The following is a 14,475-nucleotide window of genomic DNA, read 5'->3' as shown; positions in this document are numbered from 1 at the left end:
CAAAAAGTTTAATAAAGCGACCAGTTTATCATCGATGGTGCAGCTGAATGTCGCAGATTTGTAACGAAACTGGCGCACAGCGATTGCGGCACGCGGGTGGTCAAATTATACTAAAAACCAGTTCTGATTTTTATAAAACAAATTGCGCCGAGGTGATTAATGGCAGTCGCAGACTTGGATAAGCAGCCGGATTCGGTCTCTTCCGTACTGAAGGTATTCGGTATTCTTCAGGCGTTGGGCGAAGAACGCGAAATAGGGATAACCGAGCTGTCGCAGCGCGTAATGATGTCGAAAAGCACGGTATACCGCTTTTTGCAGACCATGAAGTCGCTGGGTTACGTCGCTCAGGAAGGCGAGTCGGAAAAGTATTCTCTGACTCTGAAGCTTTTTGAGCTGGGTGCCCGCTCGCTGCAGAATGTCGATCTGATTCGCAGTGCCGACATTCAGATGCGCGAGCTGTCGCGTCAGACCAAAGAGACCATCCATTTGGGGGCGCTGGATGAAGACAGCATTGTCTACATCCACAAAATCGACTCCATGTATAACCTGCGTATGTATTCGCGTATTGGTCGCCGGAACCCGCTGCACAGTACCGCTATTGGGAAGGTGCTGCTGGCCTGGCGCGATCGCGACGAGGTAAAGGAAATCCTCTCGCACATTGAGTATACCCGCAGCACATCACGTACCGTTGGTAGCACCGAAGAGCTGCTGCCGGTTCTGGATACGGTGAAAAGACTGGGTTACGGGGAAGATAATGAGGAACAGGAAGAGGGGTTGCGCTGTATTGCGGTGCCGGTATTCGACCGTTTCGGCGTGGTGATTGCCGGACTGAGTATTTCGTTCCCGACTTTACGTTTCTCTGAAGAAAAACTGCATGAGTATGTGGCGATGTTGCATCGCGCCGCACGCAATATCTCCGAACAACAGGGCTATCACGACTATCCGTTCTGATAATTACGGCCCCGCCCCTGGCGGGGCCGTAATCGCTTATTTGCCGTCGTCGACCGCGTCGCCGGTCTTGCGCAGTACCGGGCAGTCCGTAATGCCGATGATACCGCTGTCGGTGTGAACGTACTGAACGGTCTGAGTGCTGCGGGCGGTCAGATATTTACACTGTAGTCCCAGCCCAGCAGCGTTCTCCTTGCTGCCGATAAGCACCCCATAGCCGCTCAGTAGTAAGCCAATCCAGATGAGCGCCAGCACAATAATGATACGAATCAGGATGCGCATTAATTCCCTCTTATTTGATATTGATTTGCGAAAGCCAGGGTAAAACAGCGGGCAGATCTTAACAATCTGATGATTCCTAAAGGAAACGCTGAATGAGTGAAGTTTGGTTTAACCTGGCGATGCCAGGATGGTAGCATACCCTGCCCGACAACAATGGAGTCGCTGTGAGAAAATACTGGTGGATCATCCTGATAGTCGTCCTGATAGCCTGCCTGCTGATGTGGACACAGATGCTGAACGCCATGTGCGATCAGGATGAACCATTCTTTAACGGTATTTGCGTTGTGAATAAATTTATCCCCTGGTAGCGAGTAAGGGCGCTTGCGCCGGTGGTGTCCCGGGCAGACCCGCGGTAGAATCCGGGTTTGTTTGAGGTGGTTAAATGAATGAACTCATGAATACGTTAAATGTGGCCTCGCTGGCGGTCTCCGGACTGATGCTGGTGATTGGTCTGGTGGTGTGGTTTTTTGTTAATCGCGCAAGCGTCAGGGCCAGCGAGCAGGTCGCGTTGCTTGAAGCGCTGCTCGAACAGCAGAAGCGACAAAACGCGCTGCTGCGTCGTCTGTGCGAGGCCAATGAACCTGAAAAGGATGCGCCCGTACTGGTTCAGGATGATAACGACGAAGAGCTGGTGCGGCTGGTAGCGGAGCGCTGAATCTGCTATATCATCCAGAGGCTGATTCTGCGGAGGCCCAATGCCCTGGAAAAACCCCTGGTATGATCCCCAACTGGCGCACCATCTTCCCAATGGCTTCTGCAATATTGAGCCGGGCCGCCGTCAGCCCGGCGATTTAAAGCGCTGGCGTAGAATGCGCCGCGAGCAGGGGCTTCCCTTTCCTCCTGATGACGGTTACCCGGGGTTTATCGCGCGCTGGTGGCAGTATGCCGACATTTGCGGCAATGAAGATGCCGTCTGGTGGCTGGGCCATGCCACATTGCTGCTGCGTATCAATGGCCGCTATCTGTTAACCGATCCGGTCTTTTCCCACCGCGCCTCTCCGCTGCGTTTCTGGGGGCCCCAGCGCAGGACGCCGCTGGCCCTGGTGCCGGACGATCTCCCGCAGCTTGATGCGGTGCTTATCTCTCATAACCACTACGATCATCTCGACAGCGCCAGCATACGGCTATTACACCGGCGTTTTCCCCATGCCGCTTTTCTGGTCCCTGCAGGTCTGGGAACCTGGTTTCGACGCCGGGGTATTCATCAGGTTGTGGAGCGCGACTGGTGGCAGAACCACGAGCTCAACGGTATTACGCTGACTGCGGTGCCCGCACGTCACTGGAGTATGCGTACCCCCTGGGATCGCAACCGTTCTCTGTGGTGTGGTTGGGTGGTGGAATGGGCTTCCCGGCGCTTCTGGTTCAGCGGCGATACTGGCTACAGCGATCTGCTGCTGGAGATTCCCCAGCGTCTTGGCGCGCTGGATGGGGCTGCGATTCCTATTGGCGCCTATGAGCCACGCTGGTTTATGCGCGATCACCATATGGGGCCTCAGGAGGCGGTGGCGCTCTGGAGGGCGATAGGACGCCCCCTTGCCATTCCCATTCACTGGGGAGTATTTGAGCTGGCGGATGAATCGCTGGACGCGCCGCCGCGTGAACTGTGCGCGGCGTTGAGTGCGGTAGGGGAACAGGAGGCCGCTTTCCGTCCGCTGCGCATTGGTCAGTATTTGGCAATAGCCCGGGAATAAGGAAACGCTATTACATCACGGACCAGTAATTATTTGGTTTCGGGATTATCTCATCATGTCATGGTGTCGATTTATATATTGGTGCAGGTCGCGCACGCTTATGATGCGTTGTCATTAAATCGTCATTATTCTGGTGCAATATATTGTTGAATGACTCAAATTTTATTATCGGGAACAAACTGGCGAGTCTGAAGGTTAGCGGCTAAACTTGGCCTGCGGCGCTTTATTCATTACTTTATGTTATAAGTTGTCCGTAAATGATATAACCAAAAAAGCGAGGCGGCACGACTTTTTAACAGTTCGCCTGGACGGGCGGAAGTGTTTGAGCTATGGTGAAAAAGTCGCAGCGAAGCGGGGCGCCAGCCCTTATTCCTTGCGGTAGGGTACTGCAGCTTTAGCGCACGCAGGTGCATAATGGGGCGCTGTTTATCTGGTGAATATCTGAATCTGTGCGGCAGATCGTGACACGCCTAAAAATGGCTTGCCATCGTTAACGTTGTGTGTGATAACACGATGGGTTAAACGAGGTATAGTTCTGTTTTTTTGTGGCATGTTAAGTCAAAGAAGTCCTGAGTAAACACGATGTCGTTGAATACCGCTTCTCTGCCGAACCTTATATTAGTGCCTCAAGCAGTAATGTCTCAGTTTTATCTAAGTTGCGCCTGCGGGCGAAGAAAACAATTTAAGGAATTTGTAAATGGCAAAGATCACAGGTCAAGTTAAGTGGTTCAACGAGTCTAAAGGCTTTGGTTTCATCACTCCGGCCGATGGCAGCAAAGATGTGTTCGTACACTTCTCTGCTATCCAGGGCAACGGTTTCAAAACGCTGGCCGAAGGTCAGAAAGTTGAATTTGAAATTCAGGACGGCCAGAAGGGCCCGGCAGCCGTTAACGTGGTCGCCATCTGATAATTTTTGCGCAACTGCTATGGTTGCAGGTTAGTGAAACCCCGCAGCTTCCATCATATTGGGCGCGGGGTTTTTTGTTGCCCGCTATATTTCCCGCCTCTGGTTACCCGGTAACCACTTTGAACCTGCTAAAAGAGTATGGTTTTTCAGAGTGTTACTGAACCCGCCCTCTGGTTGTGTTCTGTTGCAAAGCGTTGGTCGCTATTAGCATTTTGTGACGTTATCTGTGCTTAATGTCGGGTTTAATCGGGGCTGTTTTCCGGTTAACCGCAAAGGAGAGGATGTGAAAAAATTGCGCGGCGCGACAAGCCTGAACTTTGTCCACTGGCGTTACGGGCTGCTCTGCATTGCCATTCTGGTGAGTTTACTGGTGATTCTTGGCCGGGTGGCCTGGCTGCAGCTGGTTGAGCCAGATCACCTGGTAAAGGAAGAGGATAAGCGTTCGCTGCGTGAAGAGCCGCTGGTGGTGCCTCGCGGTATGATTGAGGATCGCAACGGTCAGCCGCTGGCGGTCAGCGTACCGGTAGCGGCGGTCTGGGCCGATCCCCTTATCGTCGGTCAAAAGGGCGGCGTGCAGATTAACGCCCGCTGGCAGGCGCTGGCGACGGTGCTGAAACAGCCGCTCAGCGAGATAGCTCACCGTATTGAGCATAATCCGAAAGGGCGCTTTGTCTATCTGGCGCGCCAGCTTGACCCGCAGCAGGCGCAATATATTAAAAAGCTGCGTTTACCCGGCATCAGCCTGCGTCAGGAATCGCGACGTTTTTATCCCTCGGGCCACGTGGCGGCGAATCTGATTGGCTTCACCAATATCGATGACCGGGGTATTGAAGGGGTCGAGAAAAGCTTTAACCGGCAGCTGACCGGTAAGCCCGGCGAACGGCGGGTACGAAAAGATCGCTACGGCAAGGTTATCGAAAATATCACCGAACGCCCGCCAGTGCCTGCCCACAATATTATCCTGAGCATCGACCGGCGGTTACAGACCGTCACCGAAGATGCGCTTAGCAACGCCGTCACCTGGAATAAAGCAAAGTCGGGTGCCTCGGTATTGTTGGATGTCCATACCGGTGAGGTGCTGGCGATGGCCAGCTATCCCACCTTTAACCCTAACAATCGCGCCGGGGCCACCCTGGATGATTTTCGTAACCGCGCCATCAGCGATACCTTTGAGCCTGGCTCGACGGTCAAACCCCTGGTATTAATGACGGCGCTGCGTAAGGGGATCGTTCAGCCGGACAGCGTAGTGGATACCCATCCCTGGCGTATCGACGGTCATATGATTCGCGATGTTGGTTACTATCCGGAGCTGACGCTGACTGGCATCCTGCAGAAGTCGAGCGATGTCGGCGTCTCCCGACTGTCGCTGGCGATGCCGATTAACGCTCTGATGCAGACCTATAAAGCCTTCGGCTTCGGTCAGCCTACGGGGCTGGGCCTGACCGGCGAGAGTAGCGGCCTGCTGCCGCACCGCCGCATCTGGGGCAAACTGGATCGCGCCACCTTTTCGTTCGGCTATGGATTGATGGTCACGCCGCTACAGCTGGCCCATGTCTACGCCACGATTGGTGGTTTCGGTATCGAACGGCCGCTGTCGATTACTCGTATCGATCCGCCGGTAGAAGGGCAGCGGGTGATGCCGGAGCAAATTGTCCACCAGGTGGAACATATGATGGAAAGCGTTGCCCTGCCGGGTGGCGGTGGGATTAAGGCCGCGGTGCGTAACTATCGGGTGGCGGTAAAAACCGGCACGGCGAAAAAGATTGGGCCGGATGGCCACTATATCGACAACTATGTGGCTTACACCGCCGGCGTGGCGCCGGCCACCAATCCGCGTTACGCGCTGGTGGTGATGATCAATAATCCGCAGAACGGCGAATATTACGGTGGTGCGGTAGCGGCGCCGGTCTTCAGCCAGATTATGGGCGATGTGCTACGGCTTCAGAACGTGGAGCCGGACGGCGTAGCGCCGGATTCGGACCATCTGTCGGTACTGAAAACCAGCGATGAGGCTCATCCTCTGTCGTGATGGCTTCCCTGGCGAGGGGCGCAGCGGTACACTGCGCCCCTCGTTTTTAGATCCCGGAGCCACTATGTCCTTTGTTTGTCCGCTATGTCACGCACCGCTGACCGAGCAATCCACGCAGTTCCGCTGTCCAGCGGGGCATCAGTTCGACAGGGCCAAAGAGGGATATGTCAATCTGCTGCCGGTACAGCATAAGCGCTCAAGGGAGCCGGGGGACAGCGCAGAGATGATGCGCGCCCGCAGGGCATTTCTGGATGCGGGATACTATCAGCCGCTGCGCGATGCGGTAACGGCGGTTCTGTCCGGGGCGCTGCCCGAAGATGGACGGGTGCTGGATATCGGCTGCGGCGAAGGCTATTACACCTCGGCCTTTGCCGGGGCGCTGGGGCAGGGGAGTGAGTGTTACGGTCTGGATGTTTCAAAGGTTGCTATTCGCTATGGGGCGAAGCGTTACCCACAGGTTCGCTTTTGTGTGGCCTCCAGCCATCGGTTGCCTTTTGCCGATCGGTGTTTCGACGCCGTAGTGCGCATTTATGCGCCGTGCAGCGCCGCAGAGCTGGCGCGGGTGGTGCGACCCGGGGGGATTCTGGTGACCGTTACCCCGGGGCCCCGCCATCTGGTACAGCTTAAAGCGCTGATTTATCGTGAGGTCCAGCTTCATCCGAATCGGGAAGAGCGACTGGAAGGCTTTGAACTGGTGCAGACCCTGACGCCGGGCTGGACTATGCAGCTGCCGGGCGATCAGGCCCGGGCGCTTTTACAGATGACGCCGTTCGCCTGGCGGGCGCGCCCGGAAGTCTGGCAACAGCTGGACGAGGCGCAGGCATTCGCCTGCGAAACGGATTTTGTGGTACGGGTCTGGCGTCGGCAGGAAGGATAATCAGCCAGTGAAATGACTCCAGAGGATCTGGATACCGATACCTATCAGAACAACGCCGCCGAGAATTTCGGCGCGCTTACCGAGCAGCGGGCCGATAAAGCGGCCCACCATCATACCCAGGGTCGACATCATCATGGTGGCGCAGCCAATGGCCAGCGCGGTATGAATGATGTTGACCTTCAGGAAGGCAAGACCAACGCCGACCGCCATGGCGTCCAGACTGGTGGCGATGGCCGTAGTCACCAGCAGCCAGAATCCGTGGCGCTGGCGGGGTTCTTCATCGTCGCTGCTGGTGCGAAAGCCTTCGATAATCATCCGGCAACCCAGAAACAGCAGCAGTGCGAAAGCGACCCAGTGGTTCCACTCCATCACGACCTTGCTGGCCAGCATCCCCAGTCCCCAGCCGATAAGCGGGGTAATGGCTTCCACCACACCGAAGATTAGGCCGGTGCGTAACGCTTCAGAGAATTTGGGTTTTTGCAGCGTGGCGCCTTTGCCGATAGAGGCGGCGAACGCGTCCATCGACATGCCGAAGGCGAGAAGAAGCGTGGCGGATAGGTTCATTCAAGCGTCCTGACCGGGAAAACCATATAGCGCAAATCCACTGCCCCCAGTATCAGCAGTGATGCGCTATGGTCTCGCCTGACCGGAATACGACTCCGGCCCGTACGCGCCACGTTTCCTTTCGGTCACGAGTCTGTTGACACGTACATCTCCTGATACCAGGAGATCGGCTACTCCCCAAAGAACGGAGCGTACTTTATCTTATTTTTTAGCCAGCATCAAATCGCGAGGGAATTTATTATTTATCAATTGATAACGATTTTCATTTGACTTTATCGGTAATGATTTTGTTAATCAGGACGGGTTTTATGGTTAATGATTTTATAGCCTTTGCTATATCCGAGGTTATTTTTTAGCCCGGATAAAATATAGACCGGGCTATATTGTATGCTATTGACCTCGCAGCATAATTTTATATATCGCCTCAAGATCGTCGATATTTCGTACTCGAATAAGCAGACGCTGTTTTTCTAATTGCACTACCAGAACGCCATCTTCCGACAAATTCATTCCGCTAATTCTTTGATAGCTAATCCATACCGGTCCGTAGAAAAATCCGCCGATTTTAAATCGCAGCCAGGGCGTTCTTAGCCAGCCGATATAAATGGCCAGCAGCGCGGTTCCACATAATAGCCAGGTGGTAAGCAGGGTACCGTGGTTCACCAGGTTGTTATATACCAGGATGGCCAGTAGAGCGGTGAATATAGCGGTGTCTACCGGGCTGCGCCGCAGTAGCGGAACCTTTAGCTGAGTGCGGCCACGTCGCCGCTCCGGCACTATCTCGACCCAGAGCGCCCAGCCGAGCATTAGCGCAATCAGTACAATCAGGATGATGTCCGTCAGACCCATACTTTCTCCATAAAAACGCCGGGGCGAGCCCCGGCGATATCGATATAACGCGTTGGATTATAGCCCTAACAGGCCGATTGCATAGCCCACGATACCAATCACGAAGAAGCCGCAGATGATCCACAGCGCATTAACCTTCTTGCGCAGCAGCCACATACAGGCAAAGGTGAGCAGCAGCGGTACCAGGCCCGGCATCAACTGGTCAAGGATATTCTGTACCGTAGTGACCTGCTCCTGGCCGGTCTGGTCGGTCACGCGTGAAACTACCATCGGTATGTTGACGTGGGTCCACTTGTTCACCAGTGCCCCCATCACAAAGAGGCCGAGAATCGACGCCCCCTCCGTCAGTTTCTGCAGGAAGCCGCCGCCCATATCCTTTACGATATCGACCCCTTTGCGGTAGCCGTAAGCCACGCCGTAGTAGCGGGTCGCCAGACGTACCAGGTTGAACAGAATGAAGAACAGCAGGGGACCGAGCAGGCTGCCGCTCATGGCGATACCGGCGCCAAGTGCCGCGAACACCGGACGCACGGTACCCCAGTAGATGGGATCGCCAACCCCGGCCAGCGGCCCCATCAGGCCGACTTTGATCCCGTTGATGGCGCCATCGTCGATCTCGGCGCCGTTGGCGCGCTGCTCTTCCATCGCCATCGTGACGCCCAGAACGGGTGCTGCCACATAAGGATGGGTGTTAAAGAATTCCAGGTGACGCTTAATTGCCTGACGGCGTGCGTCGTTATTTTCCGGATACAGGCGACGGATCACCGGTACCATAGAGAAGCAGAAGCCCAGCGCCTGCATACGCTCGAAGTTCCATGACCCCTGGAACAGGTTAGAGCGCAGGAATACGCCGCGAATATCGCCCGGAGTGAGTTTTTTCTCGGTAGTCGTTTTAGTCATATCAACCATGTCGCTCACCTGTTAATCCAGTTCGTTGTCGAGATCGTTAGAGGTTGCCGCCTGGGCAGGCGCTGCCGCAGAACGGTTATATTTCGGGCTCAGCTGGATGTAGAGCACGGCCATGACTGCGCCGATAACGCCCAGAGCCACCAGGTTGAAGTCGGTGAATGCTGCGGTCACGAAGCCCAGATAGAAGAAGGGCATCAGATAGCCGGCGCGCATCATGTTAATGACCATGGCGTAACCGACCACGACAATCATGCCGCCAGCGATATTCAGACCGTTGGTAACCACTTCCGGAATGGCGCTCAGCAGGTTTTGTACCTCGCTGGTACCCACGGAAAATGCCACGATAACCGCCGGAATAGCGATACGCATGGCCTGCAGCACCAGGGCCGAGACGTGAATCCAGGAAAGCGCCGTCAGGTTGCCTTTCTCTGCCGCGCTGTCTGCAGCGTGCTGGAAGCCCACGGTGATAGTACGAACGATGATGGTCAGCACCTGGCCTGCGGCCGCCAGTGGAATGGCCAGCGCGATACCGGCGCCGATGCTTTGATGTCCGGCAATAACCAGAATGGTGGAAATAATCGAGGCCAGGGCGGCATCCGGTGCCACGGCGGCCCCGATGTTCATCCAGCCAAGGGCGATCATCTCCAGGGTCCCCCCGATGATGATACCGGTTTTCATATCACCCAGAACGGCGCCAACCAGCGTACAGGCGACCAGTGGGCGGTGAAACTGGAATTCATCGAGGATTGATTCCATACCCGCAATACAGGCGACGATAAATACCAGCACAATCTGAAGAGTGGTTATCTCCATTGTACTTCTCCTATAAACGTAGTCAGACTAAATGTGAAAAGCTGAGCACAGTGAAACCGGCTGGTTTCGTCTATTTATCTATTTTGCTAATCAGGTCCATCATCTTGAGTTTGGGATCGCTGGAGACTTTACGGACTTCCAGCTCAATGCCGCGCTCGTTGAGGTGGTTAAAGGCGGCAATATCTTTTTCGTCCACCGACACCGCGTTGTTCACCTGGGTCTTACCCTGGCGATAGGCCATACCGCCAATATTCACCGTGGTGATCTTCACGCCGCCTTCCACCAGCCGTTCGACGTCGGTCGGATTGGTGAACAGCAGCATCACGCGCTGACCGGCGTATTTCGGGTTGTTATAGACGCGGATCATTTTGGCGACGTCCACCACGTGGGCGGTGACCCCGGGCGGAGCGACCTGGGTGAGCAGGGTTTTACGCACCTGATCGGCGGCTACTTCGTCACTGACTACGATAATGCGGGTGACGTTGGTCTCTTTGGTCCAGCGGGTGGCGACCTGTCCATGAATCAGACGGTCGTCGATACGCGCCAGGCCGATGACCATATAGTCATTGGGGCCCATGGGTTTCGCGGGCGCGGCTGGTTGTGGCGCGGCTACTGTTGCCGCTACGGGAGCGGCAGGCTGAGCCGGTTCAACCGGTTTGGCTTTCAGCGCTTTAACGCCTTCGCGACCAGTTTCAACCGCCACCGCCACCAGTTCATCAAAGCTGGGGTCGTCGTCACGGGCCATCAGGGTTTCGACCAGCATCGGGATATTGACCCCGGCGATGACCTCATAGCCCTCTTTATCCACCACGATGCGACTGGCTGCGTTGAATGGGCTGCCTCCCCATGTATCTACCAGGAACAGAACACCCTTAGCGGTATCCAGTTTCTGCAACTGGGCCTGATATTTTTCGATCAGGGTTTCTGCATTTTCCCCCGGGACGAAATCGATCCAGCCTACGTTCTCCTGCTCGCCAAGCAGCATTTCGGCAGTTTTTAACAACTGCTCCGCTGCCCAGCCGTGCGTGCCTATCACAATAGCAATGGTCACCTGCTACCTCCTGTTGTGTCGCCAGCCACTCTGTATGCTCTGATCAGAGTGAATCGATTCAGACAAGGGTTATTAAGATTTATCTAAAAAACCGCGATTTATTTTAGACAGTGAAAAAATAATTTTTGTGATGAACTTCGATAAATCATCTTTGGTTAAAGAATAAAAAACTTTTGTGAAATCAGTCACTCTTTTCCCTTTGTTAGAGGTATTGCAAAGTCTGGTAAATCTTTGCCAGAAGGTTAATCCCTCTGTTATGTTAGCCGTTCTGACCATTTTGTAAGGAGCTTTGGGCAGTTGCCCTCCGTATGGACCGTCACCGACGTTGTTTATTGAGCAGCACCTGCTGCGCAACTTTTCATCCTCTGGGCCCGTGCCCACGTTCTGCTTTCTTCTGCCTTTTTGTGCCCGCGATTTGCGGTGTACGCTTTGATCATTCCTGTTTTCGGAGCTTGTCATGGAACTGTTAATGGACCCGTCAATCTGGGCCGGCCTGCTGACGCTGGTAGTGCTTGAGATTGTGCTGGGGATTGATAACCTGGTGTTTATCGCAATCCTTGCCGACAAACTGCCGCCGAAGCAGCGTGATAAAGCGCGTCTGATCGGTCTGTCGCTGGCGCTGATTATGCGTCTGGGTCTGCTGTCGCTGATCTCATGGCTGGTCACGTTAACCAAACCGCTGTTCAGCGTCTGGGATTTCACCTTCTCGGGGCGCGATCTGATCATGCTGGTGGGGGGCCTGTTCCTGCTGTTCAAGGCGACTACGGAGCTCCATGAACGGCTGGAAAACCGTCAGCACGACGGTGAGCACGGTAAAGGCTATGCCAGCTTTTGGGTGGTGGTGTTGCAGATAGTGGTGCTGGATGCGGTCTTCTCGCTGGATGCGGTTATTACCGCGGTCGGTATGGTGAACGATCTGCCGGTGATGATGGCGGCGGTGGTCATCGCCATGGGCGTGATGCTGCTGGCCTCTAAACCCCTGACCAACTTCGTGAACGCTCACCCGACGGTGGTGGTGCTCTGTCTTAGCTTCCTGTTGATGATCGGTCTGAGTCTGGTGGCGGAAGGCTTCGGTTTCCATATTCCGAAAGGTTATCTGTACGCGGCCATTGGTTTCTCTATCCTGATTGAGGTGTTTAACCAGATAGCGCGCCGTAACTTTATCCGTAATCAGTCTCAGCGGCCGCTGCGTGCCCGTACCGCCGAAGCCATTCTGCGCCTGATGGGCAATCGTCGCGACGGAGCTAACCAGAGCGAGCCGGAAGGGCCGGTAGTCATGCCTGTCCCGCACGAAGGCTTCGCCGATGAAGAGCGCTATATGATTAACGGCGTACTGACTCTGGCTTCTCGTTCGCTGCGTAGCATTATGACGCCGCGCGGTGAAATCAGCTGGGTTGACGCCAGTCTGCCGCTGGAGGAGATACGCCAGCAGCTGCTCTCATCGCCCCACAGCCTGTTCCCGGTGTGTCACGGCGAACTGGATGAGCTGATTGGCGTGGTTCGCGCCAAAGAGCTGCTGGTGGCGCTGGACGACGGCGTCGACGTAGCGGCCTGGGCAGCCTCAACGCCGGTTATCGTAGTACCTGAAACGCTGGATCCCATTGCGCTGCTGAGCGTTCTGCGCCGGGCGCGTGGCAGCTTCGTGATGGTGACTAACGAATTCGGTGTGGTGCAGGGGCTGGTCACGCCGGTAGACGTGCTGGAAGCCATTGCCGGTGAGTTCCCGGACGATGACGAAACTCCGGAGATCGTTGCCGACGGTGACGGCTGGCTGGTCAAAGGTTCCACCGATCTGCATGCCCTTCAGCAGCACCTGGATGTCACTACCCTGGTGGATGAAGACGCGGATATTGCTACCGTGGCGGGTCTGGTGATTGATGCCCACGGCCAGATCCCGAAAGTGGGTGAAGAGATTGCGCTGCCGCCGCTGCGTATTCAGGTGGTGGAAGCCAGCGATTACCGGGTGGATCTGGTGCGGGTGGTGAAAGAGTCACCGCCCGATGAGGAAGAAGAAGAGTAATAAAAAAACGCCTGCCGGTTCGGCAGGCGTTTTTGCATTCAGGGGCGGAATATCAGTCGCACTGAACCTTAATCGCCAGACCGCCGCGTGAGGTTTCACGGTATTTGGCGTTCATATCCTTTCCGGTTTCATACATGGTTTCGATAACCTTATCCAGCGATACTCGCGGCTCGCTGGTGCGACGCAGCGCCATGCGCGAGGCGTTGATGGCTTTTACTGAGGCGATAGCGTTACGCTCGATGCAGGGCACCTGTACCTGGCCCGCCACCGGATCGCAGGTGAGGCCCAGGTTATGCTCCATTCCGATTTCCGCGGCTACGCACACCTGCTCCGGGCTACCGCCCAGCAGCTCGGCCAGACCGGCGGCGGCCATGGAACAGGCCACGCCCACTTCCCCCTGACAGCCCACTTCGGCGCCGGAGATCGAGGCGTTCATCTTGTAGAGAATGCCGACGGCTCCGGCGGCCAGGAAGTAGCGTAGCCAGATATCGGGAGTGACCGGCTCGATAAAGTGGTCATAGTAAGAGAGTACCGCAGGCACGATACCGCAGGCGCCGTTAGTCGGCGCCGTGACCACGCGACCACCGGCGGCGTTCTCTTCGTTCACTGCCAGGGCGAACATATTAACCCAGTCCACCACGTTCATCGGGTCGCGGCTCAGCTTATCGCTGGAGACCAGCATCCGGCGCAGCGCCGCAGCACGGCGCGGTACCCGCAGCGGCCCGGGCAGCACGCCTTCGGTGCTGAGACCGCGATCGATACAGGCGCGCATGGTCTGCCAGACATCGGCGAAATAGTCATCGATCTCCTGACGGCTGTGCAGCGCCAGTTCGTTCTGTAGCACCAGACCGGAAAGGGAGTAGCCGCTCTCTTTGCAGTGGGCCAGCAGCTCTTTGGCCGAATGATAGGGCCAGGGGACCTCCACTTCGTCAAGCACGCTCTTACCGAAGTTTTCTGCATCAACGATAAAACCACCGCCGATGGAGTACCAGGTACGGGCATAGATTTCGCGCTCGCCGTCAAAGGCGTGAATGCGCAGACCGTTTTCATGCAGGGGCAGGTTTTCGCTGTGAAAGCGCATCCCGTTATCCTGGGGGAAATCCACTTCGTGTCGCCCCTGAGCCAGCGGCAGACGGCCACGGGTTTCGACATCGCGGATAAATCCGGGAATAGCGTCGATATCCACATCATTCGGCTGGTTGCCCGCCAGCCCCATAATAATGGCGATATCGGTATGGTGACCCTTACCGGTCAGGGCGAGGGAGCCGTAAACGTCCACCGCAATACGGGTGACGCTATCCAGCAGCCCCTGTTCGATAAGCTCATCAACAAACAGCTTGCCGGCCTTCATGGGGCCTACGGTGTGAGAACTGGAAGGGCCGATACCGACCTTGAACATATCAAATACGCTAATCACGCTGAAACTCCTGGCCAGGGGAGCCGTCATCGGCTCCGAAGGTCTATAAACTGCGGCTAGTGTACGGGGATCCCGGGCCCGCCGGGAAAAACTATTCGCATGAATTAAACTAATCCCG

At 55.7% G+C, this 14,475-nt stretch carries 15 protein-coding genes and 1 pseudogene; 9 read left to right on the top strand and 7 right to left on the bottom strand.

Annotated elements, in window-relative coordinates; all coding sequences use genetic code 11:
- The first annotated feature begins 159 nt into the window (after positions 1-159).
- Entirely contained in the window at positions 160-951 is a 792-nt protein-coding gene (kdgR, locus tag SCU88_RS14250; protein ID WP_138097875.1) for a DNA-binding transcriptional regulator KdgR, read from the top strand.
- A 36-nt stretch (positions 952-987) separates the two neighbouring features.
- Here kdgR and SCU88_RS14245 read toward each other — a convergent pair whose 3' ends face one another.
- Positions 988-1,230 (bottom strand): YobH family protein, encoded by a 243-nt coding sequence (locus tag SCU88_RS14245; protein WP_138097874.1) that lies wholly within the window; start codon positions 1,228-1,230, stop codon positions 988-990.
- 164 nt (positions 1,231-1,394) lie between these two features.
- On the opposite strand from SCU88_RS14245, the gene SCU88_RS14240 reads away from it, so the two are divergent.
- The 7 genes and pseudogenes from SCU88_RS14240 to rlmA all read left to right on the top strand — a co-directional run bounded on the left by SCU88_RS14240 (position 1,395) and on the right by rlmA (position 6,734).
- The gene (locus SCU88_RS14240) at positions 1,395-1,538 is read left to right on the top strand and encodes a PhoP/PhoQ regulator MgrB (protein WP_138097873.1); all 144 of its coding nucleotides are present in this window, start codon (positions 1,395-1,397) and stop codon (positions 1,536-1,538) included.
- Positions 1,539-1,612: 74 nt separating this feature from the next.
- A complete protein-coding gene (locus SCU88_RS14235) occupies positions 1,613-1,885 on the top strand; it encodes a YebO family protein (RefSeq protein ID WP_138097872.1) in 273 nt (90 codons plus the stop codon).
- 40 nt (positions 1,886-1,925) lie between these two features.
- Positions 1,926-2,921, top strand: coding sequence for an MBL fold metallo-hydrolase (locus tag SCU88_RS14230; RefSeq protein ID WP_175341749.1), 996 nt, complete (start codon positions 1,926-1,928; stop codon positions 2,919-2,921).
- A gap of 550 nt (positions 2,922-3,471) precedes the next feature.
- Positions 3,472-3,607: pseudogene (locus SCU88_RS14225) on the top strand (DUF2627 domain-containing protein).
- Positions 3,608-3,618: 11 nt separating this feature from the next.
- Positions 3,619-3,828 (top strand): transcription antiterminator/RNA stability regulator CspE, encoded by a 210-nt coding sequence (gene cspE, locus SCU88_RS14220; protein WP_138097870.1) that lies wholly within the window; start codon positions 3,619-3,621, stop codon positions 3,826-3,828.
- A 283-nt stretch (positions 3,829-4,111) separates the two neighbouring features.
- Positions 4,112-5,857: a peptidoglycan glycosyltransferase FtsI gene (gene ftsI / locus SCU88_RS14215; RefSeq protein ID WP_138097869.1), complete on the top strand. Its 1,746-nt coding sequence runs from the start codon at positions 4,112-4,114 to the stop codon at positions 5,855-5,857.
- Between the two features lie 64 nt (positions 5,858-5,921).
- On the top strand, positions 5,922-6,734 hold the full coding sequence (gene rlmA, locus SCU88_RS14210; protein WP_175341748.1) for a 23S rRNA (guanine(745)-N(1))-methyltransferase: 813 nt from the start codon (positions 5,922-5,924) through the stop codon (positions 6,732-6,734).
- On the opposite strand, the gene mntP is transcribed toward rlmA, so the two are convergent.
- The 5 genes from mntP to manX form a co-directional block, all read right to left on the bottom strand.
- Entirely contained in the window at positions 6,735-7,298 is a 564-nt protein-coding gene (gene mntP, locus SCU88_RS14205; protein WP_138097867.1) for a manganese efflux pump MntP, read from the bottom strand.
- A gap of 390 nt (positions 7,299-7,688) precedes the next feature.
- Entirely contained in the window at positions 7,689-8,147 is a 459-nt protein-coding gene (locus SCU88_RS14200; protein WP_175341747.1) for a DUF986 family protein, read from the bottom strand.
- A gap of 57 nt (positions 8,148-8,204) precedes the next feature.
- Positions 8,205-9,056, bottom strand: a complete 852-nt coding sequence (locus SCU88_RS14195; RefSeq protein ID WP_138097865.1) for a PTS mannose transporter subunit IID — start codon at positions 9,054-9,056, stop codon at positions 8,205-8,207.
- Positions 9,057-9,068: 12 nt separating this feature from the next.
- Positions 9,069-9,869, bottom strand: coding sequence for a PTS mannose/fructose/sorbose transporter subunit IIC (locus tag SCU88_RS14190; RefSeq protein WP_138097864.1), 801 nt, complete (start codon positions 9,867-9,869; stop codon positions 9,069-9,071).
- A 70-nt stretch (positions 9,870-9,939) separates the two neighbouring features.
- Positions 9,940-10,920, bottom strand: a complete 981-nt coding sequence (manX, locus tag SCU88_RS14185; protein WP_175341746.1) for a PTS mannose transporter subunit IIAB — start codon at positions 10,918-10,920, stop codon at positions 9,940-9,942.
- A 457-nt stretch (positions 10,921-11,377) separates the two neighbouring features.
- Here manX and yoaE point away from each other — a divergent pair, with 457 nt between their 5' ends.
- The gene (gene yoaE / locus SCU88_RS14180; RefSeq protein WP_175341745.1) at positions 11,378-12,940 is read left to right on the top strand and encodes a CNNM family cation transport protein YoaE; all 1,563 of its coding nucleotides are present in this window, start codon (positions 11,378-11,380) and stop codon (positions 12,938-12,940) included.
- Positions 12,941-12,992: 52 nt separating this feature from the next.
- Here yoaE and sdaA read toward each other — a convergent pair whose 3' ends face one another.
- Positions 12,993-14,357, bottom strand: coding sequence for an L-serine ammonia-lyase (sdaA, locus tag SCU88_RS14175; protein ID WP_138097860.1), 1,365 nt, complete (start codon positions 14,355-14,357; stop codon positions 12,993-12,995).
- Between the last annotated feature and the right edge of the window lie 118 nt (positions 14,358-14,475).

The sequence above is a fragment of the Jejuibacter sp. L23 genome, assembly GCF_050815825.1.
In the GTDB taxonomy this organism is placed as follows: Bacteria; Pseudomonadota; Gammaproteobacteria; order Enterobacterales; family Enterobacteriaceae; genus Jejubacter; species Jejubacter calystegiae.
Note: the sequence above shows the minus strand (reverse complement) of the source record. Positions and strands in the feature narration are given on the sequence as shown.

Excerpts from the sequence above, each read along its gene's own strand:
- rlmA (WP_175341748.1), top strand. The coding sequence starts at position 5,922 with ATGTCCTTTGTTTGTCCGCTATGTCACGCACCGCTGACCGAGCAATCC.
- SCU88_RS14195 (WP_138097865.1), bottom strand. The coding sequence starts at position 9,056 with ATGGTTGATATGACTAAAACGACTACCGAGAAAAAACTCACTCCGGGC.
- cspE (WP_138097870.1), top strand. The coding sequence starts at position 3,619 with ATGGCAAAGATCACAGGTCAAGTTAAGTGGTTCAACGAGTCTAAAGGC.
- SCU88_RS14190 (WP_138097864.1), bottom strand. The coding sequence starts at position 9,869 with ATGGAGATAACCACTCTTCAGATTGTGCTGGTATTTATCGTCGCCTGT.
- SCU88_RS14200 (WP_175341747.1), bottom strand. The coding sequence starts at position 8,147 with ATGGGTCTGACGGACATCATCCTGATTGTACTGATTGCGCTAATGCTC.
- mntP (WP_138097867.1), bottom strand. The coding sequence starts at position 7,298 with ATGAACCTATCCGCCACGCTTCTTCTCGCCTTCGGCATGTCGATGGAC.
- SCU88_RS14245 (WP_138097874.1), bottom strand. The coding sequence starts at position 1,230 with ATGCGCATCCTGATTCGTATCATTATTGTGCTGGCGCTCATCTGGATT.
- SCU88_RS14230 (WP_175341749.1), top strand. The coding sequence starts at position 1,926 with ATGCCCTGGAAAAACCCCTGGTATGATCCCCAACTGGCGCACCATCTT.
- kdgR (WP_138097875.1), top strand. The coding sequence starts at position 160 with ATGGCAGTCGCAGACTTGGATAAGCAGCCGGATTCGGTCTCTTCCGTA.
- yoaE (WP_175341745.1), top strand. The coding sequence starts at position 11,378 with ATGGAACTGTTAATGGACCCGTCAATCTGGGCCGGCCTGCTGACGCTG.
- SCU88_RS14235 (WP_138097872.1), top strand. The coding sequence starts at position 1,613 with ATGAATGAACTCATGAATACGTTAAATGTGGCCTCGCTGGCGGTCTCC.